Source organism: Salmonella enterica subsp. enterica serovar Typhimurium str. LT2 (genome assembly GCF_000006945.2).
GTDB classification, from domain to species: Bacteria; Pseudomonadota; Gammaproteobacteria; order Enterobacterales; family Enterobacteriaceae; genus Salmonella; species Salmonella enterica.
Map to the genome: position 1 here is coordinate 90,445 of NC_003197.2, position 22,495 is coordinate 112,939.

Here is a 22,495-nt window from a genome sequence, read left to right on the forward strand (position 1 = left end):
GCTGACAGGAGTACGTATGTCCGAAGATATCTTTGATGCCATCATCGTGGGTGCAGGTCTGGCCGGTTCGGTTGCGGCGCTGGTGCTTGCTCGCGAAGGTGCACAGGTGCTGGTTATCGAGCGCGGCAATTCTGCTGGCGCGAAGAATGTCACCGGTGGGCGCTTGTATGCACATAGCCTGGAACGCATCATTCCCGGCTTTGCGGATCAGGCCCCCATTGAACGCATGATCACCCACGAAAAACTCGCCTTTATGACCGACAACGGGGCGATGACTATCGACTACTGCAATGGTGAAGATGCTTCAGCGTCGCAGGTTTCCTATTCCGTCTTACGCAGTAAATTTGACGCCTGGCTGATGGAGCAGGCCGAAGAGGCGGGGGCGCAACTGATCACCGGTATTCGCGTGGATAACGTTGTTCAGCGTGATGGCAAAGTCGTGGGCGTGGAAGCCGATGGCGATATTCTGGAAGCCAAAGTCGTGATCCTCGCTGACGGGGTGAATTCTCTGCTGGCTGAAAAGCTGGGCATGACCAAGCGTGTTGAGGCATCGCATGTTGCTGTCGGCGTGAAGGAACTGATCGAATTGCCGAAGTTGGTCATTGAAGATCGTTTCCAGTTACAGGGCAACGAAGGTGCCGCCTGTCTGTTTGCCGGAGCGCCGACCGATGGTCTGATGGGCGGTGGCTTCCTGTATACGAATGAAACAACCCTTTCCCTGGGGCTGGTCTGCGGTCTTCATCATCTGAAAGACGCGAAAAAATCGGTCCCGCAAATGCTGGAAGATTTCAAACAGCATCCGGCAGTTGCGCCGCTGATCGCCGGTGGCAAGCTGGTGGAATATGCCGCGCACGTTGTACCCGAGGCGGGAATGAATATGCAGCCTGAACTGGTGGGCGATGGCGTACTGATTGCCGGGGATGCTGCCGGCATGTGTATGAACCTCGGCTTTACCATCCGGGGTATGGATCTCGCCATATCCGCAGGCGAAGCGGCGGCGAAGACGGTGCTTTCGGCGATGAAGCGCGACGATTTTAGCAAGCAGTCGCTGGGTGAATACCGTCAGCATCTGGACGAAGGTCCGATGCGCGATATGCGCATGTATCAGAAACTACCGGCTTTTCTTGATAATCCCCGCATGTTTACCGCTTATCCCGAAATGGCGGTCAATATCGCGCGCGACCTGTTCACCGTGGATGGCTCCGCTCCGGTGCCCATGCGTAAAAAAATCCTGCGCCATGCGAAGAAAGTGGGCTTCATTAATCTGATGAAAGATGGCCTGAAAGGAGTGACCGTATTATGACATCTCCCGTTAATGTGGACGTCAAACTGGGCGTCAATAAGTTCAATGTGGATGAAGACAGCCCGCACATCATTCTCAAAACCGATCCTGATAAACAGGCGCTGGAGGTGCTGATTAAGGCCTGTCCGGCGGGACTGTATAAAAAGCAGGACGACGGCAGCGTTCGTTTTGATTACGCCGGGTGCCTGGAGTGCGGAACGTGCCGGATCCTCGGCCTTGATACGGCGCTGGAAAAATGGGAATACCCGCGCGGGACGTTTGGCGTAGAGTTCCGCTACGGCTAATAAGTACGAAGTTGTGCCCCCGTTGGCCGGATAAGATGCGGTAGCGTCGCCATCCGGCAATCATGTGGCGCCAATGCCGGATGGCGGCGGAAACGCCTTATCCGGCCTACAGATGCGCTTTGCCCGTGTTGAAACAGGACATCACCATGCAGCAGCCCAGGAACTTTGATGACCTTAAATTCTCCTCCATTCATCGCAGAATTATGCTGTGGGGAAGCGGCGGCCCGTTCCTTGATGGCTACGTGCTGGTGATCATTGGCGTGGCGCTGGAACAACTGACGCCGCTATTGCACCTTGATGCTGAATGGATTGGCGCGCTCGGCGCGGCTACGCTTGCCGGACTGTTTATCGGCACCTCGTTGTTTGGCTATATTTGCGATAAAGTCGGGCGGCGTAAAATGTTCCTGCTTGATATTATCGCTATCGGCGTTATCTCCGTGGCGACCATGTTTGTTTCCACGCCGCTTGAATTACTGGTGATGCGCGTTTTAATTGGCATTGTTATCGGCGCGGATTACCCTATCGCTACTTCCATGATTACGGAGTTTTCCAACACCCGCCAGCGCGCGTTCTCCATCGGTTTTATCGCCGCGATGTGGTACGTCGGCGCGACCTGCGCCAACCTGGTGGGCTACTGGCTGTATGACATGGAAGGCGGCTGGCGTTGGATGCTTGGCAGCGCCTTTATCCCGTGCTTAATCATTTTGATTGGCCGCTTTGACCTGCCGGAATCGCCACGCTGGCTATTGCGAAAAGGACGGGTAAAAGAGTGCGAACAAATGATGATCAAACTGTTCGGCGAACCGGTCTGCTTTGACGATGAGCTGCCGCAGGAGACCCGCTTCCTGCAGCTGTTTAACCGCCGTCATTTCCCGTTTGTACTGTTCGTTGCGGCTATCTGGACCTGTCAGGTGATCCCGATGTTCGCTATCTATACCTTTGGGCCGCAGATCGTCGGGTTACTCGGCTGGGAGCAGGGGCGCAACGCGGCGCTTGGCAATGTGGTGATTAGCCTCTTTTTTATGCTGGGCTGTATACCGGCGATGTTCTGGCTAAACAGTATTGGCCGTCGCCCTCTGCTTATTGGCAGCTTCGCCATGATGACTATCGCGCTGGCGCTGCTGGGGCTGGTGTCAAATCTGGGCATCATACTGGTCGTGGTGGCGTTTGCGGTATACGCCTTCTTTTCCGGCGGACCGGGCATACTGCAATGGCTTTATCCTAATGAACTCTTCCCGACGGATATTCGCGCTTCGGCCGTGGGGGTCATCATGTCATTAAGCCGCATCGGAACCATTGTCTCCACCTGGGCATTACCGATTTTTATTACTCGTTACGGTATTAATAACGTCATGCTGATTGGCGCGTTGATTTCGTTAGTCGGGCTTGGCGTATCGGTGATGTTTGCCCCGGAAACCCGCGGCTTGACGCTAACACAGACCGGAAACATGACTTTGCGCGGAACGCCATCGGATAACCCTCGTTAAGAGTGTTCTGCATTTCTCCCTGCTTTTCGCCAATAACGCTACAGTTAACAGTCACATGCTAAAACAACTGAAAAGCAGGGAGAACACCATGCAAAAACGTCTTATGACCGCACTGTTTACCGCAGCAACACTATTCACCGTCGCAGGATGCTCTTCTAACCAGGCGGTTGAAACCACGGATGGCAAAACTATTGTCACCGACGGGAAACCCGAGGTCGATAACGATACCGGTATGGTGTCTTACAAAAACGCCGCCACCGGGAAAACCGAACAGATTAACCGCGATCAGCTGAAAAATATGAGCGAGCTGGATAATTAATTCAATCTTTTCTGGTTAGCCGCGCAATAATATTTTCTCTTTATGCGCATCCATTTATTCCCATGCGAATAAACGGATGCCTGAACAGGCAGGGACGCCGGAAAACGTCGAAATACGTTAGACCATTCGCCCGTGTTCCCGCTTTCCCCACCGCGCTGTCCGCTTACATGAGGTTACACTCATCGACATTTCTCTGAACAGCGGCTCAACATTTCCCGGAAAAAAACATATCGCAGGGCATTTATCCTTATGATTAGGTATAAATGATGAGGTATAAGGAACAGGAGTCTGTAATGAAACCAATACCTTTTTATTTGCTCGCGCTATTTTCTGCCGCCTCCGGGGCTACGGAGATAAACGTCTGCAAAGACCTGATCGGAACATGGAAAACCACGGCAGATAACCCGCCTTATACCATGACAATATCGCCGCCAGTAGAAAGCTGCGGGGAAAAATGTGTGAAACTGAACGTGCAGTATGAACTTGACGTGACTCACCGCAACGCGCTTTATTGCCATGAAGGACAAGAGGGGGTAAAAGGGCAGGGACCCATGGTGATAGCATTTGAAGGGGCGTATGGTGGACACGCTATTGGAACCTATAACCGACAGCTGCAATTACTTTGGGCTGGCGTAATATCGAAAAATAAAAAGGGGAAATGGATAACGAAAATGGAAAATTACTGGTTCAGGCAGGTAAAAGCGCACTAAACATCATCTTAAAACAGCCCGCAAAACCGTCTTATTCACGAAGGGCTTACTGCCTGCGCGCGCACATTCCAACGGCTTGCCTGCCCCGGATGAACTGTTGATAAAAAAGAGGGCCAGCATCCGTTTCCAGACGGCCCTGAGTGGATTGTGACGTAACATGGCACCTTGCTGGCGCTCTCTTATTATTTCATGCCAGTGCCCTCGTTATGGCGCAATCAGAGCTTTATTTCGTCGCATCGTTATAAACTTCGGCAACGGCTTCAAAATTCGGACCATGCTCACGTGCAGCGATAATATGGTAATATTTTCCGCCTTTCGCATCGGCTAATTCTGACAGTTTTTCGCGTAGATCAGAGGGTGAGGAAATCTGTCCGCCACTCTGGGACACATTTATGGTGCCGACCTTAACCAGTTTGAAGTGGCTGATTTCTTGTTTAGAGACCTGCTCTGCCGCAAGTGTGCTGAATGAAGCAACCGTTGCCAGTAATGCGGCGGCAATAATGCGTTTTTTCATAGTTCTGTTCCTGTTGCATTGATGATAAGGTTTGCGCAATATCAGTAATCCGTAACGAAATTATTTATCCCCTTCATACTTCAGGTTGCTTATGGGTTGGCTACGGATTACTCGGCCCACCCATGGGCCTCGCCCTGACGGGCCGTCGCACGCGACGTTCAAATCTGCTCCCGGCAAATTTGTCGCTCACCTCAGTCACATAATTATCTATGCTCCCGGGGACTCACTCCCTTGCCGCCTTTAAGCAACTCGAATTATTTTGGGTAATAACCTCGGTTGATTATCTGAAAATAGCCTTATTTGGTGTGACCGTCTTTTATCTTGTTATAGTCACCTCTTTATGTTGTTGTCAATGTAAAATAATGCACTGCCAGCTAAAAAGAAACTTAACCCCCTGTAAATAATAGTTTTTATATTATTTCTTTTAATGGCGTAATTTTTATTGAATCACGCGGCAATACGCTAGTTTTATTCATAAGCAACATAACAGAATTGAGTTATGTTTTAATTTCCCAGAGTGATATTACCGGTTGTATGTCTATGGTTGCGCGGCCTGTTACTGATAGTGTTTCTTTCGGGGCGATTTTATTGTAGCGGCATAGGGTAATCACCGTAGCTGAAGGGAAAAGGCACGAACACAGCACTATAGAGTATGTTTAATAATGTATTTTTTTATGAAGTAATGTCTGCAGTTGTATCTCTAAAATAAAAACAATGAACTTTTCATCTAAATAATTTTTCAGTGAATTATGGTTATTTATTAATATATTTCTAATTTGAAATACAAATCAATTTATAACACATATTCTTACCCGGAAGGCATTGATACATATCCACGCTTCCTCGTACAGTAATAAATGAATATGTGATAAAGTTACTGACTACAGGTATAATAATATGAGTAATAAAAAAAATCTGTCCGCAGAAGAGACGGATCTTACGCGTAGGAAACTGTTAACCAGTGCCGGTATTCTTGCCGCAGGCGGTATGTTATCCGGCGCGGTAAAGGCTGATGAAAAATGCGCCGTCAAGGCGAAACCGGCGTGGGATAAACCGTTTACTGGCGAAATCCCGGAAAAATTGCCAGAAGGATATAATATTCTGTTAGTCGTGACCGACCAGGAGCGTTTTTTTCCTACGTTTCCTTTCCCGGTACCCGGCAGAGAGCGGCTCATGAAAACGGGGGTGACATTCTGTAATCATCAGAATACCAGTAATGTCTGTACGCCTTCCCGCTCCGTATTGTATACCGGCTTACATATGCCCCAGACAAAGATGTTTGATAATTTGGGATTACCCTGGATGCCTTATGACCTTGACCCCGCTCTTGGAACCACAGGTCATATGATGCGGGAACTGGGATACTATACGGCCTATAAAGGTAAGTGGCATCTTACAGAAAAACTGGAGAAGCCTTTGCCTGACGAAAAAGATGAGGATATTGATGTCGGGGATATTCCTGAACCAGAATTACATAAAATTATGGAAAAATATGGTTTTGCTGACTATCACGGCATCGGCGATATTATAGGCCATAGTAAAGGCGGCTATTTTTATGATTCAACCACCACGGCTCAGACTATAAATTGGTTAAGATGCAAGGGGCAGCCCTTGAATGACCAACACAAGCCCTGGTTCCTGGCCGTTAACCTCGTTAATCCTCATGACGTCATGTTTATTGATACCGATAAAGAGGGAGAAAAGGTACAGTGGCGTGGCGAGTTGGATCAGGATGATAATACCCTGGCGCCCACGCAGCCACCGGAAAACGAACTTTATCAGGCAAGCTGGCCGAACTATCCGCTGCCGGCAAACAGGCATCAATCATTCAATGAGCAGGGAAGACCGCCGGCGCATCTTGAATACCAGACGGCGCGCGCTGCGCTGGAAGGGCAGTTTCCTGATGAAGATCGTCGTTGGCGTAAACTGCTTGACTACTATTTCAACTGTATCCGCGATTGTGATACTCACCTTGACCGGATATTAAATGAACTTGATGCCCTCAAGTTAACTGATAAAACGATTGTTGTATTTACTGCCGATCATGGCGAATTAGGCGGAAGCCATCAGATGCACGGTAAAGGCGCTTCCGTTTATAAAGAACAGATCCATGTACCGATGATTATTTCCCACCCGGCGTACCCCGGTAATAAGAAATGTCAGGCGTTGACCTGTCATCTTGATATCGCGCCGACATTAGTTGGACTGACCGGTTTGCCGGAAGAAAAACAGCACCAGGCGTTAGGCAACCGCAAAGGCGTTAATTTTAGCGGATTGCTAAAAAACCCGGAGAGCGTTGCGGTTAATGCGGTGAGAAATGCCAGCTTATATTGCTATGGCATGATCTTGTATACCGATGCCCATTATCTCCACCGCGTTATTGCGCTACAAAGAGATAAACAAAAAACGGTGGCGCAAATCAAGCAGGAAATATCTCATTTGCATCCTGATTTCAGCCATCGTTCAGGGACGCGCATGATTAACGATGGTCGTTATAAGTTTGCACGCTATTTCTCGCTAAGGGAGCATAATACGCCGGAAACCTGGGAGGATCTTATTAAGTACAACGATCTTGAACTTTACGATCTTAAAAATGATCCCGATGAGAACCATAACCTTGCTGCTGATAAACAGAAATATCAGGATCTCATTCTTACGATGAATGAAAAACTGAATAAAATTATCAAAGACGAAATTGGCGTGGATGACGGCAGTTTTATGCCGGATGCGGCCCATGAGCCGTGGGATCTTACTATTGAGCAATTTAACCGCATGGCGAAAGATTAAGAGCCTGGCCCATTAGGCTATTTTATTCGTCGGCGATCTGGCATCCAGCGTGTCTGGAGGTTCAGATGCTGTTGGCGCTGCGCTTATTGGGTCTGTATCATCATGTAATGGATTGATATTACAGTCATTACAGGCAAATTTAGCGCAGCGCCGCCCGACAAGAAGGCCTTAAACCGATTGGTCAGCGATTTAAGGCTACTATCATCACCGACCTTTCCACACCGGATCGCGCTTTTCCGCAAACGCCTGCGGCCCTTCGAGAGCGTCTTCCGGAGGCAGGACGGCGCCAGCTCCTGGCTGGCGTTAATTCAATTTTTTCTGATTAGCCGCTCAATAATATTCACTATTAGCCTGGCGAATTTGTCACTACACTTTGTAATAAAAAACAGATCATCACAGGCTAATCATGATCCTCATTATTTATGCGCATCCGTATCCGCATCATTCTCATGCGAATAAGCGGATGCTTGAACAGGCAGGGACGCTGGAAAACGTCGAAATACGTTCGCTTTATCACCTCTATCCCGATTTCAATATTGACGTTGCCGCCGAGCAGGAGGCGCTGTCGCGCGCGAGTCTTATCGTCTGGCAGCATCCGATGCAGTGGTACAGCGTCCCTCCTTTACTCAAATTATGGATGGATAAAGTCCTCACCCACGGCTGGGCTTACGGTCATGGCGGTACGGCATTGCATGGTAAACATCTGCTGTGGGCGGTAACGACCGGCGGTGGTGAAAACCACTTTGCTATCGGCTCCCATCCCGGATTTGACGTCCTTTCTCAGCCGCTACAGGCGACGGCGCTCTATTGCGGCCTCAAATGGCTGTCGCCGTTTGCCATGCACTGCACGTTCATTTGCGATGACGACACCTTACAGGCGCAGGCGCGTCAGTATAAACAGCGTTTACTGGCATGGCAGGAGGTGAATCATGGATAGCCATACTCTACTGCAGGCGCTGATCTATCTTGGTTCGGCGGCGTTGATTGTGCCGATTGCGGTACGTTTGGGCTTAGGATCGGTGCTGGGGTATCTGATTGCGGGTTGCATTATCGGTCCCTGGGGGCTACGGCTGGTGACGGACGCCGAATCTATTCTGCATTTTGCGGAAATCGGCGTCGTGCTGATGTTGTTTGTTATTGGACTTGAGCTGGACCCGCAACGGTTATGGAAGCTGCGCGCCTCGGTATTTGGCGGCGGCGCGTTACAGATGGGGGTCTGCGGCGGACTGATTGGTCTGTTCTGTATGTTTCTTGGCCTGCGTTGGCAGGTGGCGGAACTGATTGGCATGACGCTGGCGCTTTCGTCCACGGCTATCGCCATGCAGGCAATGAATGAGCGTAACCTGACCGTTTCGCAAGTAGGGCGTAGCGCATTTGCAGTGCTCTTGTTCCAGGATATCGCGGCGATCCCGCTGGTGGCGATGATTCCGCTGCTGGCCGCCAGCGGCGCATCCACCACGCTTGGCGCGTTTGCGCTATCGGCGTTGAAAGTCGCAGGCGCGTTGGCGCTGGTGGTGTTGCTGGGACGCTACGTTACGCGCCCGGCGCTGCGCTTTGTCGCGCGTTCTGGTTTGCGGGAAGTGTTCAGCGCCGTGGCGCTATTTCTGGTGTTTGGTTTCGGCCTGTTGCTGGAAGAGGTTGGGCTGTCAATGGCGATGGGCGCGTTCCTGGCGGGCGTTCTGCTGGCGAGTTCGGAATACCGTCATGCGCTGGAAAGCGATATTGAACCCTTTAAGGGGTTGCTGCTGGGGCTGTTCTTTATTGGCGTCGGCATGTCGATTGATTTCGGCACGCTGGTGGAGAATCCGCTGCGCATTCTGCTGTTGTTGGCCGGTTTTCTGGCAATCAAAATCGTCATGCTGTGGCTGGTCGCGAGGCCGCTGGGCGTACCGGCAAAACAGCGTCGCTGGTTTGCCGTCTTATTAGGCCAGGGAAGTGAGTTTGCGTTTGTGGTTTTTGGCGCGGCGCAAATGGCGGATGTACTTGAGCCGGAATGGGCAAAAGCGCTGACGCTGGCGGTCGCGCTGTCGATGGCGGCTACGCCGATTTTTCTGGTGCTGCTGACGCGCATGGAGAAGACCGCGACGGGTGAAGCGCGCGAGGCGGATGAAATCGACGAAGAGCAACCGCGGGTTATTGTGGCCGGGTTTGGACGATTTGGTCAGATAGCCGGGCGTTTGCTGCTGTCGAGCGGGGTGAAGATGGTGGTGCTCGATCACGACCCCGATCATATCGAAACGCTGCGTAAATTCGGCATGAAGGTTTTTTATGGCGACGCGACGCGTATGGATTTACTGGAATCTGCCGGAGCGGCGAAGGCGGAGGTATTGATTAACGCCATTGACGATCCGCAAACCAATTTGCAACTGAGTGAACTGGTGAAGTCGCATTTCCCGCATCTGCAGATTATCGCCCGCGCCCGTGATGTCGATCATTACATTCGCCTGCGCCAGGCTGGTGTGGCGATGCCCGAACGTGAAACCTTCGAAGGCGCGCTCAAAAGCGGGCGACAGGCGCTGGAGGCGCTGGGGCTGGGGCGTTATGAAGCCCGCGAGCGCGCGGATCTGTTCCGTCATTTTAATACCCGGATGGTGGAAGAGATGGCGAAAGGGGAAAACGATCCGTTATCTCGCGCCGCCGCCTATAAACGTACCAGCGCGATGTTGAGCGAAATTATTACCGAGGACCGGGAGCATCTGTCGTTGATTCAGCGCCACGGCTGGCAGGGAACGGCTGAGGGCAAACATTCCGGGGAGGTCGCCGATGAACCCGAGGTCAAACCGTCAATCTAAAGTAAAAAATGTGATGTTCTGCAAACTTTACTGCTAATTGGCTGTTTTTGAACTACTGTAATGCTGGCGCTCCACATCAAATGAGTGGCGTCGCCAGCAGAACGAAAAATTTTCGTGCTCATCCTCTTTTCGTCAGTCGACGAAAGATTGCGCTTTACGTATAGTGGCGGCAATTTTTTTTGTATCAGGAAATAATTAATGATCAGTCTGATTGCGGCGTTAGCGGTGGATCGCGTCATCGGTATGGAAAACGCCATGCCGTGGAACCTGCCTGCCGATCTCGCCTGGTTTAAACGTAACACGTTAAATAAACCTGTCGTCATGGGACGTCACACCTGGGAGTCCATCGGACGCCCCTTACCGGGACGTAAAAATATTGTTATCAGCAGCCAGCCAGGCACCGACGATCGCGTGCAGTGGGTGAAGTCTGTCGATGAGGCGATTGCCGCTTGCGGCGATGCGCCGGAAATTATGGTCATTGGCGGCGGGCGCGTGTACGAGCAGTTCCTGCCAAAGGCGCAGAAGCTTTATCTGACGCATATTGATGCGGAAGTCGAAGGCGATACCCATTTTCCGGATTATGAACCGGATGACTGGGAATCGGTATTCAGTGAGTTTCACGATGCCGACGCGCAGAATTCTCACAGCTATTGTTTCGAGATTCTGGAGCGTCGTTAACGCTGTAGTGCCGGATGGCGGCGAAACGCCTTATCCGGCCTACTCTTGAGCCAGATGTCGCCAGATGTAGGCCTGATAAGCGTAGCGCCATCAGGCATAAACCTATCAGGCGTTGACCGCTTCGCCTTCGCCCATATCCATCTGGCGGTTTGACGGCTGCACAAAATACTGTTTATCTTCCCAGCGTAAACAGGTCAACTCCCCGCCCCAGCAGCAGCCGGTATCCAGCGCGTAAATACCTTCCGGCGTCCCTTTCCCTTCCAGCGACGCCCAGTGCCCGAACGCAATACTGTAAGCCTCGCTCACCGGCCCCGGAATGGCGAACCACGGCTTCAGCGGCGCAGGGGCATTTTCCGGCGACGCTTTGCTGTACATATCCAGTTGACCGTTAGGAAAGCAGTAACGCATACGGGTAAAGGCATTAGTAATAAAGCGTAGCCGCGCCAGACCGCTTAACTCCGGCGACCAGTTATTCGGCATATCGCCATACATCGCGTCGAGGAAAAACGGGTACGAGTCACTCGACAGCACCGCTTCAACATCGCGGGCGCACTCTTTTGCCGTCTGCAAATCCCACTGCGGGGTAATACCCGCATGCGCCATGACCAGCTTTTTCTCTTCATCTACCTGCAACAGCGGCTGACGGCGTAACCAATTCAACAGCTCATCGGCGTCCGGCGCTTCAAGAAGCGGGGTCAGCCGGTCTTTAGGTTTGTTGCGGCTAATCCCGGCGAATACGGCCAACAGGTGTAAATCGTGATTCCCCAGCACCAAACGCACGCTATTGCCAAGCGATTTGACGTAGCGTAACACGTCCAGCGAACCGGGACCGCGGGCGACCAAATCGCCAGTCAGCCACAGAGTGTCTGTGTCTGGCGTAAATTCCACTTGCTGTAATAAGGCGATCAGTTCGTCGTAGCAACCGTGAACGTCGCCGATGAGATAAGTTGCCATTGTTATAATTTTAGTGAATGAGTGTAGGGACGGCGAGTCGAAACACGGGGATGTCGATGGTAAAGGCGTCGCCATTTTCATCGATCATTTCGTAATGACCCTGCATGGTGCCCAGCGGCGTTTCAATTACCGCGCCGCTGGTGTACTGGTACTCTTCGCCAGGCGCAATGCGCGGCTGGACGCCAACCACACCTTCGCCCTGGACTTCGGTTTCACGGCCATGACCATTGGTAATCAGCCAGTAGCGGCCCAATAGCTGCACTGGCGCCCGGCCCAGATTGCGGATGGTTACGGTATAGGCAAAAACGTAACGTTCATCGTCAGGTGAGGATTGCGCCTCAATGTAGACGCTTTGCACCTGAATACACACTCTGGGCGAATTGATCATGTTTAACTCTCCTTCAAAGGCGCGTTTTCCGACAGATAGTTGGCCATCTGGCAGTACTGCGCGACAGAGATATTTTCCGCGCGCATTGCCGGGTCAATACCCATTTCCGTCAACGTCTCAACGCTAAAAAGATTGCCGAGACTGTTACGGATCGTTTTACGGCGCTGGTTAAAGGCCTCGGTGGTAATACGGCTCAACACGCGAATATCTTTAACCGGGTAAGGCATTGTTGCGTGTGGAACCAGACGCACCACGGCGGAGTCCACTTTGGGCGGCGGCGTGAAGGCGGATGGCGGCACTTCAAGCACCGGGATCACCTGACAGTAATATTGCGCCATCACGCTTAAACGACCATACTCTTTGCTGTTCGGCCCTGCAACCAGACGATTTACCACTTCTTTTTGCAACATAAAGTGCATGTCGGCAATGGCATCAGTATAGCTAAAGAGATGGAACATCAGCGGGGTGGAGATATTATAGGGCAGATTGCCGAACACACGCAGCGGTTGGCCCAACTGCGCAGACAGTTCGCCAAAGTTCATGGTCATGGCGTCCTGCTGATAAATAGTCAGCTTCGGCCCTAAAAACGGATGGGTTTGCAAACGCGCCGCCAGATCGCGGTCAAGTTCAATGACCGTGAGCTTATCCAGTCGTTCGCCGACCGGCTCCGTCAGCGCCGCCAGACCGGGGCCGATTTCAACCATCGCCTGGCCTTTTTGCGGATTAATAGCAGAAACAATACTGTCGATCACAAACCGATCGTTGAGAAAGTTTTGCCCGAAGCGTTTACGGGCTAAATGGCCCTGATGGACTCGATTATTCATTGGGTATTAACAATCATTTTGATGGCGAGATTAAGCGCCGTAATAAAACTGCCGACATCCGCTTTTCCACGGCCCGCCAGTTCAAGCGCGGTGCCGTGGTCAACGGAGGTTCGAATAAAAGGTAGGCCGAGCGTAATATTCACTCCCCGACCGAATCCCTGGTATTTTAGCACGGGCAGGCCCTGATCGTGGTACATTGCCAGCACCGCGTCGGCATTATCGAGATATTTGGGCTGAAACAGCGTATCAGCAGGTAGCGGCCCGTTGAGTTTCATCCCCTGCGCCCGCAGCTCGTCGAGCACCGGAATGATGGTGTCTATCTCTTCCGTGCCCATATGACCGCCTTCGCCCGCGTGCGGATTCAGGCCACAGACAAGAATGCGCGGTTCGGCAATACCAAATTTGGTCCGCAAATCGTGATGCAAAATAGCAATCACTTCGTGCAAAAGCGCAGGGGTGATGGCGTCTGCAATCGCCCGTAGCGGCAGATGCGTGGTCGCCAGCGCCACGCGAAGTTCTTCGGTTGCCAGCATCATCACGACTTTTTTCGCCTGCGAACGCTCTTCGAAAAACTCGGTATGACCGGTAAACGAAATGCCTGCGTCGTTAATAACGCCTTTGTGCACGGGGCCTGTGATCAGCGCGGCAAATTCACCGTTCAGACAGCCATCACACGCTCGCGCCAGCGTCTCTACCACGTAGGGGCCATTTTCTACCGTCAACTGACCGGAGATGGCAGGCGCGCGCAGCGAGACCGGCAATAGGGTCAGCGTTCCCGCGGGCTGCGGCGCAGCGGGGACATCAGGCGAGTAAGGGAGAAGCGAGAGAGGCAGGCCGAGCATGGCGGCCCGCTCCGTCAGGAGCGCGCCGTCCGCACAGACGACCAGTTCAATCGGCCACGCGCGTTGCGCCAGTTGGACGACAAGATCGGGGCCACTCCCGGCGGGTTCGCCGGGAGTGATAACAACGCGTTGCGCACTGCTCATTAGTTACTCAAAATCTTAACGTAAGCGCTGGCGCGCTGTTCTTGCATCCAGGTCGCCGCTTCTTCTGAGAATTTACGGTTCATCAGCATACGATAAGCGCGATCTTTCTGCGCCGCATCGGTTTTGTCTACCTTACGCGTATCCAGCAATTCGATCAGATGCCAGCCGAAAGAGGAGTGTACCGGCGCGCTTATTTGGCCTTTATGCAGCTTCGTTAGCGCGTCGCGGAACGCCGGGTCGAAAATATCTGGCGTAGCCCAACCCAAATCACCGCCCTGGTTAGCGGAGCCCGGGTCCTGAGAGTACTCTTTCGCCGCAGCGGCAAAGGTGGTTTTACCACTCTTAATGTCAGCCGCGATTTCTTCCAGCTTCAGGCGCGCCTGCTGATCGTTCATGATCGGCGACGGCTTAAGCAGAATGTGACGAGCGTGAACTTCGGTCACGGAGATACTCTGGCTCTGACCGCGCAGGTCATTTACTTTCAGAATGTGGAAGCCGACGCCGGAGCGAATCGGGCCGACAATGTCGCCTTTCTTCGCGGTGCTCAGCGCCTGGGCGAAAATCCCCGGCAGCTCCTGGATACGGCCCCAGCCCATCTGACCGCCTTTTAGCGCCTGCTGGTCGGCAGAGTAGGTAATCGCCAGTTTGCCGAAATCTGCGCCGTTACGCGCTTCTTCAACAATGCTTTCCGCCTGGCGCTGCGCGTCGTTAACCTGCTCGGAGGTTGGGTTTTCCGGCAGAGCAATCAGGATATGGCTCAGGTTCAGCTCGGTGCTGGCATCGTTTTGGGTGCCAATCTGTTTTGCCAGCGCGTCAACTTCTTGCGGCAAAACGGTGATACGGCGACGAACCTCATTGTTGCGCACTTCAGAGATAATCATCTCTTTACGAATCTGGTTACGGTAGGTTGAATAGTTCAGCCCATCGTAAGCCAGACGGCTGCGCATCTGATCCATCGTCATATTGTTTTGTTTGGCGATGTTGGCGATGGCCTGATCCAACTGCTCATCCGTGATCTTCACCCCCATCTTCTGACCCATCTGCAGGATAATTTGATCCATAATCAAACGTTCCAGGATCTGGTGACGCAGCGTGGCGTCGTCCGGAAGCTGCTGACCTGCCTGACCCGCGTTGAGTTTGACTGATTGCATTAAGCCATCAACGTCGCTTTCCAGCACGACGCCATTATTGACGACGGCTGCGACTTTATCGACTACCTGGGGGGCAGCGAAACTGGTATTCGCGATCATGGCGATACCGAGAAGCAGCGTTTTCCAGTTCTTCATACTTTTTCCATTTCAATTAACCGCAATGCGGATTACGTTGTAAATCAATCAGATTACATAGAGCTTTGGTACGGCAGAATGTTCGAACGCAACATTTCTTGCGTGCCGAGGCCGTAGTTAGAGCTCAAACCGCGCAGCTCAATGTTGAAGCCAATCGCGTTATCATAAATCGCGTGTTGTTTATCGTTATCCCAACCGTTCAGCTTACGTTCGTATCCGACGCGGATCGCATAGCAGCAAGAGTTGTACTGCAAGCCGAGCATCTGGTCTGCAGGTTTGCTCGAATTGGTATCGAAGTAGTACGCGCCGACAATCGACCAGCGATCGGCAATCGGCCAACTTGCCACCGCGCCCACCTGATTGATGCCGTTTTTATACTGCTCTGCCGTGGAATAATACGAAGGCAACGTAGCCTGAATATATTCCGGGCTGGCATAGCGGTAGTTCAACTGTACCAGACGATCCTGATCCCGACGGTATTCGAGGCTGCTGCTGCTGGTAGCGACGCTATCCAGACGGGTATCGTACTGCACTCCGCTACGCAGCCCCCAGCGTTCTGAAATACGCCAGTAAGTGTCGCCTGCCCAAACCAGCGAACCGGTTTTGTCGTCATTCTCCCATTTAATGTTGTCATCGCCGGTGCGAGACTCCGTGAAATAGTAGATTTGACCAACAGAAACGTTAAAACGTTCAACGGCGGCATCATCATAAATGCGTGTTGTGACGCCGGTTGTGACCTGGTTGGCGGAAGCAATACGGTCGAGACCGCCATAAGTGCGGTCGCGGAACAGGCCGTTATAGTCGGATTGCAGCAAAGAAGAATCGTAGTTATAGATGCCGCTCTGGTCGCGGTACGGCACATACAGGTACTGCACGCGTGGTTCCAGCGTCTGGGTATACCCCGGCGCCAGCATCGCCATATCGCGTTCGAAGATGAGCTTACCGTCGACTTTAAACTGCGGCATGACGCGGTTAACCGAATCTTCCAGCTTATTTTTATTGTTTGGATCGCTGTTATAGCTGTCCAGATTCGTTTGCTGATAGTGCGTCGCCATCAGCTTCGCTTCGGTGTTCAGGCTGCCCCAGCGGTTGGAGAGCGGCAAATTGATGGTTGGCTCCAGGTGGACGCGGGTCGCTTCCGGCATATTGTCTTTGGTGTTAACAAAGTGCACCGCCTGGCCGTAAATCCGGGTATCAAACGGGCCGAGATCGTTATGGTAGTAGTTAACGTCTAACTGCGGCTCCGCTGAATAGCTGCTGGTGTTTTGATCGTTAAAGACCTGGAATTGTTTGGTCGACACCGTAGCGTCAAAGTTTTGTACGGCGTAGCCGACGCTGAATTTCTGCGTTGCGTAGCCGTCGGTACTGGAACCGTACTTACTGTCGAAATCGTTAAAGTAGCTGGAGTCGCTGACTTTGGTGTAATCGACGTTAAAACGCCACACCTGATCCATCACGCCTGAGTGCTGCCAGTAGAATAACCAGCGGTGCTTATCGCCCTCTTTGGGGTGATCGTCCTCGTAGACTTTATCAGAAGGCAGATAATCTAATTCCATCACTCCCTCGCCTGCCTGCGTGAGATAACGGAATTCGTTCTCCCACATAATATTGCCGCGGCGGTGCATATAGTGCGGGGTGATGGTGGCGTCCATATTGGGCGCGATGTTCCAGTAATACGGTAAGTAGAACTCGAAATAGTTCTTGGTCGTGTATTTCGCGTTCGGGATCAGGAAACCTGAGCGACGCTTGTCACCGACGGGTAGCTGTAAATAGGGGCTATAAAAGATCGGAACCGGACCTACTTTAAACCGGGCGTTCCAGATCTCCGCAACCTGTTCTTCGCGGTCATGGATGACTTCACTCCCCACCACGCTCCAGGTATCGGAGCCAGGCAGACAGGAGGTAAAGCTGCCGTTTTCCAGAATGGTATAGCGGTTTTCGCCGCGCTGCTTCATGAGATCGGCTTTACCGCGCCCCTGACGGCCCACCATCTGGTAATCGCCTTCCCAGACGTTCGTGTCTTTGGTGTTCAGGTTCGCCCAGCCCTTCGGCCCTTTAAGGATGACCTGATTGTCATCATAATGCACATTACCCAGCGCATCGACGGTGCGTACAGGTTCCGGCTGACCTTCCGCCTGCTTCTGATGAAGCTGCACTTCATCCGCTTGCAGGCGGCTATTCCCCTGCATAATGTCCACGTTGCCGGTAAAAACGGCATCGTCCGGGTAGTTACCTTTAGCGTTATCGGCATTGATAGTAACCGGCAGATCGTTGGTATCGCCTTTTACCAGAGGACGATCGTAGCTCGGCACGCCCAACATACACTGTGAGGCGAGATCGGCTGCCAGCCCCTGATGACTATAAAGGGCGCTGGCGATCATGGTGGCCAGAAGAGTGGGAATACGTTTTTTCATACGTTGTATTTATTGTTCCATCATCGGTAGCGTTGCGCGTGACAAACGGTCACAGCCTAACTTACTCATCTTCGCTGCGCCAGTGTTAATCCTGCCGTTTAGCGTCTGTGGTGTTAGGCACGGCATTGAATGACAGGTATGATAATGCAAATTATAGGCGATGTCCCACAATTGACCGTAGCCTTCATTTGCAGAAAAGCACCTTATTTTGTGGGAGATAGCCTCACCGATAGCGTAACGTTTTGGGGAGTCTATGCAGTACTGGGGAAAGATAATTGGCGTCGCCGTAGCCCTGATGATGGGCGGCGGCTTTTGGGGCGTGGTCCTGGGTCTGCTGGTGGGCCATATGTTCGACAAAGCCCGCAGCCGAAAAATGGCGTGGTTTGCCAACCAGCGGGAACGGCAGGCGCTGTTTTTTGCCACCACCTTTGAGGTGATGGGCCACTTAACCAAATCAAAAGGACGGGTGACGGAAGCGGATATTCATATCGCCAGTCAGTTGATGGATCGTATGAATTTACACGGCGATTCACGTACTGCCGCGCAGAACGCCTTTCGGGTCGGAAAAGCGGATAATTACCCATTACGTGAAAAGATGCGGCAGTTTCGTAGCGTCTGCTTCGGGCGTTTTGATCTGATCCGGATGTTTCTGGAAATTCAGATCCAGGCGGCGTTTGCCGATGGCTCGCTACACCCTAATGAGCGGGAAGTGCTGTATGTGATTGCGGAAGAGTTAGGTATTTCCCGCGTACAGTTCGATCAGTTTCTGCGCATGATGCAGGGCGGCGCGCAGTTTGGCGGCGGTTATCATCAACAGTCCGGCGGCGGCTGGCAGCAGGCGCAGCGCGGCCCGACGCTGGAAGATGCCTGTAATGTGCTGGGGGTTAAAACCACCGACGATGCAACCACCATTAAACGCGCTTATCGCAAACTGATGAGCGAGCATCATCCTGATAAGCTGGTGGCCAAAGGGTTGCCGCCGGAAATGATGGAGATGGCGAAGCAAAAAGCGCAGGAAATTCAGAAAGCGTATGAGCTAATCAAAGAACAGAAAGGCTTCAAGTGATTGAATTGCCGGATGCGGCTAGCGCCTTATCCGGCCTACGTTAATGAATGTAGGCCGGGCAAGCGAAGCGCCCCGGCATAAATTGGCTCAGAATTTAAAAATCTGCCGGGACTTTAAACGTCATGCTGTTACCGTAAGCGGGATGGGTAATGGTCAGCATTTCGGCGTGTAACTGCAAACGCGGCGCCAGCGACAACGCTTCCGGCGAGGCGTAAAACCGATCGCCTAAAATCGGGTGGCCTAACGCCAGCATATGCACACGAAGCTGATGCGAACGTCCGGTGATCGGCTTGAGCACCACGCGGGCGGTATTATCCGCCGCAAACTCCACCACGTTATATTCCGTTTGCGCCGGTTTGCCGGTTTCATAACACACTTTCTGCTTTGGCCGGTTCGGCCAGTCGCAGATGAGCGGTAAGTCAACCAGCCCTTCCGCCGGGGAGGGATGACCCCATACGCGCGCTACATACTGCTTTTTCGGCTCACGTTCGCGGAACTGGCGTTTTAGCTCCCGCTCCGCGGCTTTGGTCAGCGCCACTACAATCACGCCGCTGGTGGCCATATCCAGACGATGCACCGATTCTGCCTGCGGGTAGTCGCGCTGGATACGCGTCATAATGCTGTCTTTGTGCGCTTCCAGACGCCCCGGCACGGACAACAGGCCGCTGGGCTTATTGACCACCATAATGTGCTCATCCTGATACAGGATAACCAGCCAGGGTTCCTGCGGCGGATTGTAGTTTTCCATCCCCATGTACGGCTCCGTTATTGGTGCGTGACGACGATAAGACGCAGCGCGTCCAGACGCCAGCCTGCCTGATTCAGGCTTTCCAGCACCTGCTGACGGTTGCTGTCGATAGCGGCAAGTTCGTCGTCGCGAATGTTCGGGTTGACGGCGCGCAGCGCTTCCAGACGCGACAGTTCCCCGGACAGTTTTTCATCCGCCTCGCGGCGCGCGTTATCAATCAGCGCTCTGGCGGACTTTTCAATCTGCGTCTCGCCCAGTTGCAAAATGGCGTGGACGTCCTGTTGAACGGCGTTCACCAGTTTGCTACCGGTGTGGCGATTCACGGCGCTGAGCTGGCGGTTGAAGGTTTCAAACTCGACCTGGGCGGCCAGATTGTTGCCGTTTTTATCTAACAGCATACGTACCGGCGTCGGCGGCAGGAAGCGGTTCAGTTGTAGCTGTTTCGGCGCCTGCGCTTCCACGACGTAAACCAGTTCGACCAGCAGCGTGCCGACGGGCAGCGCTTTATTTTTCAACAGCGAAATGGTGCTGCTGCCGGTGTCGCCGGAGAGGATCAGATCCAGTCCGTTACGGATGAGCGGATGTTCCCAGGTAATAAACTGCGCATCTTCGCGAGACAGGGCTACGTCACGTTCAAACGTGATAGTACAGCCGTCTTCCGGCAGGCCGGGGAAATCCGGCACCAACATGTGGTCGGACGGCGTCAGCACGATCAGGTTGTCGCCGCGATCGTCCTGGTTAATGCCGACGATATCGAACAGGTTCATGGCGAACGCAATCAGGTTGGTGTCGTCGTCCTGTTCTTCAATGCTTTGTGCAAGCTGTTGGGCTTTTTCACCACCGTTGGAGTGGATCTCCAGCAGGCGGTCGCGGCCCTGTTCTAACTGGGCTTTTAGCGCTTCATGTTGCTCGCGGCAGGATTTGATCAGATCGTCAAACCCGTCGGTTTCTTCAGGCGCGGCCAGATAGTTAATCAGACTGGCGTAGGCTGAATCATAAATCGCGCGGCCGGTTGGACAGGTGTGCTCAAAGGCGTCCAGCCCTTCGTGATACCAGCGAACCAGCACCGACTGGGCGGTTTTTTCCAGGTACGGGACGTGGATCTGGATATCATGCGCCTGGCCGATGCGATCCAGACGACCAATACGCTGTTCCAGCAGATCCGGGTTAAACGGCAAGTCGAACATCACCAGATTGCTGGCAAACTGGAAGTTACGTCCTTCGGAGCCGATTTCGGAACATAACAGCACCTGCGCGCCGGTATCTTCTTCGGCGAACCAGGCGGCGGCGCGGTCGCGTTCGATAATCGACATGCCCTCATGGAACACGGCGGCGCGGATGCCTTCGCGTTCGCGCAGCACCTGCTCCAGCTGTAACGCGGTGGTCGCTTTGGCGCAGATCACCAGCACTTTTTGCGAACGATGGCTGGTCAGATAGCCCATTAGCCACTCAACGCGTGGGTCGAAGTTCCACCAGGTGCCGGTATCGCCTTCGAACTCCTGATAAATTTGTTCCGGATAGAGCATATCGCGGGCGCGATCTTCCGGGCTTTTACGCGCGCCCATAATGCCGGAGACCTTAATGGCGGTCTGATACTGGGTCGGCAGCGGCAGTTTTACCGTATGCAGTTCACGTTTCGGGAACCCCTTGACGCCGTTACGGGTGTTGCGGAACAGAACGCGGCTGGTGCCGTGGCGATCCATCAGCATCGACACCAGCTCATCACGGGCGGCCTGCGCATCGTCGCGATCGCTATTAGCGGCCTGCAACAGCGGTTCAATATCCTGTTCGCCGATCAGATCGCCCAGCCTGTTCAGTTCGTCGTTGCTGAGTTTATTGCCCGCCAGCAGCATGGCCACCGCATCGGCGACAGGTCGGTAGTTTTTCTGTTCTTCGACAAACTGTTCGAAATCGTGGAAACGGTTCGGATCCAGCAGGCGCAGACGGGCGAAATGGCTTTCCATCCCCAGCTGTTCTGGCGTGGCGGTCAGCAGCAGCACGCCCGGTACGCGTTCAGCTAACTGTTCGATGGCCATATATTCACGGCTCGGCGCATCGGTACTCCACACCAGATGATGCGCTTCGTCGACCACCAGCAGATCCCACTCGGCGTCGCACAAATGTTCCAGACGCTGCTTATTACGGCGGGCGAAATCCAGCGAGCAGATCACCAGTTGTTCGGTTTCAAACGGGTTATACGCGTCGTGCTGCGCTTCGGTATAGCGTTCGTCATCGAACAGCGCGAAGCGCAGGTTGAAACGGCGCAGCATTTCTACCAGCCACTGGTGTTGCAGGGTTTCCGGAACGATGATCAATACGCGTTCCGCCGCGCCGGATAATAACTGTTGATGCAGAATCATCCCGGCTTCAATGGTTTTACCTAAGCCCACTTCATCCGCCAGCAGTACGCGCGGCGCGTGGCGACGACCTACATCATGAGCGATATTAAGCTGATGCGGGATCAGATTGGTCCGCTGACCGCGCAGACCGCTGTATGGCATCCGGTACTGCTCGCTCTGAAATTTACGGGCGCGATAGCGCAGCGCGAACCGATCCATTCGATCGATTTGACCGGCGAACAGACGATCCTGGGGCTTACTGAAAACCAACTTGCTGTCGAGCAGAACTTCGCGCAACGTCACATTGGTCTCTTCGGTATCCAGGCGGGTGCCGACATAAACAAGCAGGCCATTTTCTTCTTTTACTTCATCGATATGTAGCTGCCAGCCTTCATGGCTTGTAATCGTATCGCCAGGGTTGAACATGACGCGGGTCACGGGAGAATCACTGCGCGCATACAGGCGGTTTTCCCCCGTGGACGGGAAAAGTAAGGTGACGGTTCGCGCATCCATCGCAACAACGGTTCCAAGTCCCAGCTCGCTTTCTGTATCGCTGATCCAGCGTTGACCAAGTGTAAAAGGCATATGTGTTCGGCTCTATATCTTTAATTGCAGG

The 22,495-nt window shown here is 53.0% G+C and carries 20 protein-coding genes and 14 other annotated features; of the genes, 11 read left to right on the plus strand and 9 right to left on the minus strand.

What is annotated here, in order from left to right; all coding sequences use genetic code 11:
* Positions 1–5: 5 nt before the first annotated feature.
* Positions 6–11, plus strand: a ribosome-binding site (putative RBS for fixC; RegulonDB:STMS1H000464).
* From fixC to STM0081, 5 genes are all read left to right on the plus strand, one after another.
* Positions 6–1,303, plus strand: a protein-coding gene (fixC, locus tag STM0077; RefSeq protein ID NP_459082.1) for a related to carnitine metabolism protein. Within the gene, positions 17–1,303 belong to an annotated coding region; the region does not span the whole gene. It overlaps the preceding feature by 6 nt.
* Positions 1,284–1,289 (plus strand) — a ribosome-binding site (putative RBS for fixX; RegulonDB:STMS1H000465). Its footprint overlaps the gene before it by 6 nt.
* Positions 1,284–1,587, plus strand: a protein-coding gene (gene fixX / locus STM0078; protein ID NP_459083.1) for a putative ferredoxin. Within the gene, positions 1,300–1,587 belong to an annotated coding region; the region does not span the whole gene. The genes fixC and fixX overlap by 20 nt, the downstream gene beginning before the upstream one ends.
* A gap of 134 nt (positions 1,588–1,721) precedes the next feature.
* Positions 1,722–1,727 (plus strand) — a ribosome-binding site (putative RBS for yaaU; RegulonDB:STMS1H000466).
* Positions 1,722–3,074, plus strand: a protein-coding gene (gene yaaU, locus STM0079; protein ID NP_459084.1) for a putative MFS family transport protein. Within the gene, positions 1,734–3,074 belong to an annotated coding region; the region does not span the whole gene. It overlaps the preceding feature by 6 nt.
* 82 nt (positions 3,075–3,156) lie before the next feature.
* Positions 3,157–3,162: a ribosome-binding site (putative RBS for STM0080; RegulonDB:STMS1H000467), on the plus strand.
* Positions 3,157–3,393 (plus strand): putative outer membrane lipoprotein gene (locus STM0080; RefSeq protein ID NP_459085.1). Within the gene, positions 3,163–3,393 belong to an annotated coding region; the region does not span the whole gene. (Overlaps the previous feature by 6 nt.)
* Positions 3,394–3,678: 285 nt before the next feature.
* Positions 3,679–3,684 (plus strand) — a ribosome-binding site (putative RBS for STM0081; RegulonDB:STMS1H000468).
* The gene (locus STM0081; RefSeq protein ID NP_459086.1) for a putative secreted protein occupies positions 3,679–4,103 on the plus strand. Within the gene, positions 3,687–4,103 belong to an annotated coding region; the region does not span the whole gene. It overlaps the preceding feature by 6 nt.
* Before the next feature lie 223 nt (positions 4,104–4,326).
* On the opposite strand, the gene STM0082 is transcribed toward STM0081, so the two are convergent.
* Positions 4,327–4,625 (minus strand): putative secreted protein gene (locus tag STM0082; RefSeq protein NP_459087.1). Within the gene, positions 4,327–4,617 belong to an annotated coding region; the region does not span the whole gene.
* Positions 4,620–4,625 (minus strand) — a ribosome-binding site (putative RBS for STM0082; RegulonDB:STMS1H000469). (Overlaps the previous gene by 6 nt.)
* A gap of 201 nt (positions 4,626–4,826) precedes the next feature.
* Between STM0082 and STM0083 the strand changes: the two genes are divergently transcribed.
* From STM0083 to folA, 5 genes are all read left to right on the plus strand, one after another.
* Positions 4,827–5,021, plus strand: coding sequence for a putative inner membrane protein (locus STM0083; protein NP_446547.1), 195 nt, complete (start codon positions 4,827–4,829; stop codon positions 5,019–5,021).
* Between the two features lie 486 nt (positions 5,022–5,507).
* Positions 5,508–5,513: a ribosome-binding site (putative RBS for STM0084; RegulonDB:STMS1H000470), on the plus strand.
* Positions 5,508–7,404, plus strand: a protein-coding gene (locus STM0084; RefSeq protein NP_459089.1) for a putative sulfatase. Within the gene, positions 5,515–7,404 belong to an annotated coding region; the region does not span the whole gene. (Overlaps the previous feature by 6 nt.)
* Before the next feature lie 396 nt (positions 7,405–7,800).
* Positions 7,801–7,806: a ribosome-binding site (putative RBS for yabF; RegulonDB:STMS1H000471), on the plus strand.
* Positions 7,801–8,341, plus strand: a protein-coding gene (yabF, locus tag STM0085; protein ID NP_459090.1) for a putative NAD(P)H oxidoreductase. Within the gene, positions 7,811–8,341 belong to an annotated coding region; the region does not span the whole gene. Its footprint overlaps the feature before it by 6 nt.
* Positions 8,321–8,326: a ribosome-binding site (putative RBS for kefC; RegulonDB:STMS1H000472), on the plus strand. (Overlaps the previous gene by 6 nt.)
* Positions 8,321–10,196 (plus strand): CPA2 family K+ efflux antiporter, glutathione-regulated gene (gene kefC, locus STM0086; protein ID NP_459091.1). Within the gene, positions 8,334–10,196 belong to an annotated coding region; the region does not span the whole gene. Before yabF ends, kefC begins: the two co-directional genes overlap by 21 nt.
* 185 nt (positions 10,197–10,381) lie before the next feature.
* Positions 10,382–10,387: a ribosome-binding site (putative RBS for folA; RegulonDB:STMS1H000473), on the plus strand.
* Positions 10,382–10,874 (plus strand): dihydrofolate reductase type I gene (folA, locus tag STM0087; protein NP_459092.1). Within the gene, positions 10,395–10,874 belong to an annotated coding region; the region does not span the whole gene. (Overlaps the previous feature by 6 nt.)
* Before the next feature lie 105 nt (positions 10,875–10,979).
* Here folA and apaH read toward each other — a convergent pair.
* From apaH to imp, 6 genes are all read right to left on the minus strand, one after another.
* Positions 10,980–11,828, minus strand: a complete 849-nt coding sequence (gene apaH, locus STM0088; protein ID NP_459093.1) for a diadenosine tetraphosphatase — start codon at positions 11,826–11,828, stop codon at positions 10,980–10,982.
* Between the two features lie 10 nt (positions 11,829–11,838).
* The gene (gene apaG, locus STM0089; protein ID NP_459094.1) for a putative cytoplasmic protein occupies positions 11,839–12,230 on the minus strand. Within the gene, positions 11,839–12,216 belong to an annotated coding region; the region does not span the whole gene.
* Positions 12,219–13,040: an S-adenosylmethionine-6-N',N'-adenosyl (rRNA) dimethyltransferase; kasugamycin resistance gene (gene ksgA, locus STM0090; RefSeq protein ID NP_459095.1), complete on the minus strand. Its 822-nt coding sequence runs from the start codon at positions 13,038–13,040 to the stop codon at positions 12,219–12,221. The genes apaG and ksgA overlap by 12 nt, the downstream gene beginning before the upstream one ends.
* Positions 12,225–12,230 (minus strand) — a ribosome-binding site (putative RBS for apaG; RegulonDB:STMS1H000474). It overlaps the preceding gene by 6 nt.
* Positions 13,037–14,026: an NAD-dependent dehydrogenase/carboxylase gene (gene pdxA / locus STM0091; RefSeq protein ID NP_459096.1), complete on the minus strand. Its 990-nt coding sequence runs from the start codon at positions 14,024–14,026 to the stop codon at positions 13,037–13,039. Before pdxA ends, ksgA begins: the two co-directional genes overlap by 4 nt.
* Positions 14,026–15,323 (minus strand): peptidyl-prolyl cis-trans isomerase gene (gene surA, locus STM0092; RefSeq protein ID NP_459097.1). Within the gene, positions 14,026–15,312 belong to an annotated coding region; the region does not span the whole gene. Before surA ends, pdxA begins: the two co-directional genes overlap by 1 nt.
* Positions 15,318–15,323, minus strand: a ribosome-binding site (putative RBS for surA; RegulonDB:STMS1H000475). It overlaps the preceding gene by 6 nt.
* Positions 15,324–15,365: 42 nt before the next feature.
* Complete coding sequence (gene imp, locus STM0093; RefSeq protein NP_459098.1) at positions 15,366–17,726, minus strand: organic solvent tolerance protein; 2,361 nt, start codon at positions 17,724–17,726, stop codon at positions 15,366–15,368.
* A 242-nt stretch (positions 17,727–17,968) separates the two neighbouring features.
* Positions 17,969–17,974, plus strand: a ribosome-binding site (putative RBS for djlA; RegulonDB:STMS1H000476).
* On the opposite strand from imp, the gene djlA reads away from it, so the two are divergent.
* Positions 17,969–18,792 (plus strand): DnaJ like chaperone protein gene (gene djlA / locus STM0094; RefSeq protein NP_459099.1). Within the gene, positions 17,980–18,792 belong to an annotated coding region; the region does not span the whole gene. It overlaps the preceding feature by 6 nt.
* Positions 18,793–18,886: 94 nt before the next feature.
* Here djlA and rluA read toward each other — a convergent pair.
* Together rluA and hepA are read right to left on the minus strand one after the other, a co-directional pair.
* Positions 18,887–19,558, minus strand: a protein-coding gene (gene rluA / locus STM0095) for a 23S rRNA pseudouridylate 746 synthase (RefSeq protein NP_459100.1). Within the gene, positions 18,887–19,546 belong to an annotated coding region; the region does not span the whole gene.
* Positions 19,553–19,558 (minus strand) — a ribosome-binding site (putative RBS for rluA; RegulonDB:STMS1H000477). (Overlaps the previous gene by 6 nt.)
* Positions 19,558–22,464, minus strand: coding sequence for an RNA polymerase associated protein (gene hepA / locus STM0096; RefSeq protein NP_459101.1), 2,907 nt, complete (start codon positions 22,462–22,464; stop codon positions 19,558–19,560). Before hepA ends, rluA begins: the two co-directional genes overlap by 1 nt.
* Positions 22,465–22,495 lie beyond the last annotated feature (31 nt).

Excerpts from the sequence above, each read along its gene's own strand:
- folA (NP_459092.1), top strand. The coding sequence starts at position 10,395 with ATGATCAGTCTGATTGCGGCGTTAGCGGTGGATCGCGTCATCGGTATG.
- rluA (NP_459100.1), bottom strand. The coding sequence starts at position 19,546 with ATGGGGATGGAAAACTACAATCCGCCGCAGGAACCCTGGCTGGTTATC.
- STM0082 (NP_459087.1), bottom strand. The coding sequence starts at position 4,617 with ATGAAAAAACGCATTATTGCCGCCGCATTACTGGCAACGGTTGCTTCA.
- apaH (NP_459093.1), bottom strand. The coding sequence starts at position 11,828 with ATGGCAACTTATCTCATCGGCGACGTTCACGGTTGCTACGACGAACTG.
- yabF (NP_459090.1), top strand. The coding sequence starts at position 7,811 with ATGATCCTCATTATTTATGCGCATCCGTATCCGCATCATTCTCATGCG.
- fixC (NP_459082.1), top strand. The coding sequence starts at position 17 with ATGTCCGAAGATATCTTTGATGCCATCATCGTGGGTGCAGGTCTGGCC.
- STM0081 (NP_459086.1), top strand. The coding sequence starts at position 3,687 with ATGAAACCAATACCTTTTTATTTGCTCGCGCTATTTTCTGCCGCCTCC.
- kefC (NP_459091.1), top strand. The coding sequence starts at position 8,334 with ATGGATAGCCATACTCTACTGCAGGCGCTGATCTATCTTGGTTCGGCG.
- ksgA (NP_459095.1), bottom strand. The coding sequence starts at position 13,040 with ATGAATAATCGAGTCCATCAGGGCCATTTAGCCCGTAAACGCTTCGGG.
- hepA (NP_459101.1), bottom strand. The coding sequence starts at position 22,464 with ATGCCTTTTACACTTGGTCAACGCTGGATCAGCGATACAGAAAGCGAG.
- STM0084 (NP_459089.1), top strand. The coding sequence starts at position 5,515 with ATGAGTAATAAAAAAAATCTGTCCGCAGAAGAGACGGATCTTACGCGT.
- djlA (NP_459099.1), top strand. The coding sequence starts at position 17,980 with ATGCAGTACTGGGGAAAGATAATTGGCGTCGCCGTAGCCCTGATGATG.
- fixX (NP_459083.1), top strand. The coding sequence starts at position 1,300 with ATGACATCTCCCGTTAATGTGGACGTCAAACTGGGCGTCAATAAGTTC.
- STM0080 (NP_459085.1), top strand. The coding sequence starts at position 3,163 with ATGCAAAAACGTCTTATGACCGCACTGTTTACCGCAGCAACACTATTC.
- imp (NP_459098.1), bottom strand. The coding sequence starts at position 17,726 with ATGAAAAAACGTATTCCCACTCTTCTGGCCACCATGATCGCCAGCGCC.
- apaG (NP_459094.1), bottom strand. The coding sequence starts at position 12,216 with ATGATCAATTCGCCCAGAGTGTGTATTCAGGTGCAAAGCGTCTACATT.
- yaaU (NP_459084.1), top strand. The coding sequence starts at position 1,734 with ATGCAGCAGCCCAGGAACTTTGATGACCTTAAATTCTCCTCCATTCAT.
- surA (NP_459097.1), bottom strand. The coding sequence starts at position 15,312 with ATGAAGAACTGGAAAACGCTGCTTCTCGGTATCGCCATGATCGCGAAT.
- STM0083 (NP_446547.1), top strand. The coding sequence starts at position 4,827 with ATGCTCCCGGGGACTCACTCCCTTGCCGCCTTTAAGCAACTCGAATTA.
- pdxA (NP_459096.1), bottom strand. The coding sequence starts at position 14,026 with ATGAGCAGTGCGCAACGCGTTGTTATCACTCCCGGCGAACCCGCCGGG.